Source organism: Candidatus Nitrosarchaeum limnium BG20 (assembly GCF_000241145.1).
Classification (GTDB): Archaea; Thermoproteota; Nitrososphaeria; order Nitrososphaerales; family Nitrosopumilaceae; genus Nitrosarchaeum; species Nitrosarchaeum limnae.
The window spans coordinates 1-2,010 of the sequence record NZ_AHJG01000054.1; the positions used below are offsets into that span (position 1 = coordinate 1).

Consider the following 2,010-nt stretch of genomic DNA (forward strand, 5'->3'; position numbering starts at 1 on the left):
TCTATCAATCATTGATTGGCAGGCTCGAAAAGAGATGTCTCAGTGGCTCGGTAAAACAAAATACACTTTATCAGAATACGATAAGGTCAAGCGTTTCTCGTTTTATTTAGGAGATGATTTTCTACTTCTTGTAAGCGCAGAAAAAGATGTTGACACAAATAAAATAGTTGATGATGTAATTCGTCTTTATTATGAAAATCAATCTTGATTGCTCTTAGATTACCGTACCCTAGATAGTTAACGTGAATGCAATTAGAAATTCAATTCTTATGATTCTGGATTCTAGTCAGAGTTAAAATAAGATTCGATGTTTCCATTTGCGTTCAAGTAATGCATCACTGTACCATGTTCCAGTTTTGTACATCCCACATATTTCATAATGTTGGGCAATCATATCACTAGTTAACAGAATGTTTGTTCAAAATGATCAACATCCGAATTTCTTCTCTACAATGTCTTCAACTAGCCATGAATGAGATTTGTTATAATTATATGACTAATTGTTACTCATTATGGGATGTATTTGATTAATGTTTAGACTGCCCCAAGAACATGTATAAAAAAGACGTGTGTTATCTGGCTTATGTACAAATTATATCTGGCTGAAAAGCAATACATGTTAAAAATTAGTGTGGATGCTGATGATGACTGGAAAAGCCGTCTGAACTGTGATGAGGATTATGAGTAATGAAGCATCCATACATATTTTTTCTAAATATTTCCTCTAATTGATATGAAACTAGCATCTCTTTTTTCAGGGGGTAAGGACAGCATGTATTCTATATTTTTGGCAAAAAAGCAAAACCATGAAATAAAATGTCTCCTTAGTGTCTTTCCAAAATCTGATGAAAGTCATTTGTTACATCATCCTAATTTATCGTGGACTCATTTACAATCAGAAGCAATGCATATCCCACAAATAACAATAAAATCTGAATCTGCTGATACTGAAAATGAAATTAATTTACTGGAAAAAATTCTAATTCAGGCAATTGATCAATACCAAATAGAAGGGGTGGTACATGGTGGGATACAAAGTCAATTTCAGAAAGAAAAATTTGAAAATTTATGCATTAAATTGAATCTAAAAATAATTGCTCCGATCTGGAATCGTACTTCACTAGAATATATGACTGAATTAATATCTGAAAACTTTGAATTTATTGTTATCAGTGTTTCATCTGGAGGGCTAGATGACTCATGGTTAGGAAAAATTATTACAAAAAATGATATTGTAATTCTTAATGATCTTTCTAAAAAATTTGGTTTTAATTTAAATTTTGAAGGCGGTGAGGCAGAAACCTTTGTTGTAAATTGCCCTTTATTTTCTAATGATATTAAAATAATTAAAGGGAAAAAAATTTGGGATGGATACAGAGGAAGGTTTGAAATAGTGGAAGCGAGGCTAAATTACAATGCTTGATAATTTAAGAAATAATCTACGTGATGCAATCAAAAAAATTGTAAAATCTTCAGGAATTGATGAAGAACTAATTAAAGAACTTTCAAAAGATGTTCAGAGAGCATTACTACAATCGGATGTAAATGTGAGATTGGTTCTTGAAATTACAAAGCAATTAGAAGCACGTTCATTAAACGAAACCCCACCTCCTGGTTTATCTAGAAAAGATCACATTGTAAAAATTCTCTACGATGAACTTGCAAAACTACTGGGTAAAGAAACTGACTTTGATTTCAAACCTAACAAGCAAAATAAAATTATCATGTTAGGTATTCAAGGAAGTGGTAAGACAACCGTAACTGCAAAACTTGCTAAATTTTTAACAAAACAGGGATATTCAGTTGGAGTAATAGGTGCTGATACATATCGACCTGGAGCATTAGTTCAATTAAAAACAATGTGTGAAAAATCAAATGTGGAGGTATATGGTGAGCCAAACAACAAAGATTCTCCAGACATTGTAAAAAATGGTTTAAAACATTATGAAAATTTGCCTTTAGATATAATAATAATTGATACTGCTGGGCGACACAAAGAAGAAAAAGATC

The 2,010-nt window shown here is 31.5% G+C and carries 2 protein-coding genes and 1 pseudogene; all 3 read left to right on the plus strand.

Annotated elements, in window-relative coordinates:
* A pseudogene (locus BG20_RS01985) lies at positions 1-208 on the plus strand (hypothetical protein); the annotation flags it as partial.
* Positions 209-733: 525 nt separating this feature from the next.
* Positions 734-1,423 (plus strand): diphthine--ammonia ligase, encoded by a 690-nt coding sequence (locus BG20_RS01990; protein ID WP_010190184.1) that lies wholly within the window; start codon positions 734-736, stop codon positions 1,421-1,423.
* Positions 1,416-2,010, plus strand: a 595-nt coding sequence (locus BG20_RS01995; RefSeq protein ID WP_010190185.1) for a signal recognition particle receptor subunit alpha, incomplete at its 3' end; no start/stop codon positions are given. The genes BG20_RS01990 and BG20_RS01995, both read left to right, overlap by 8 nt.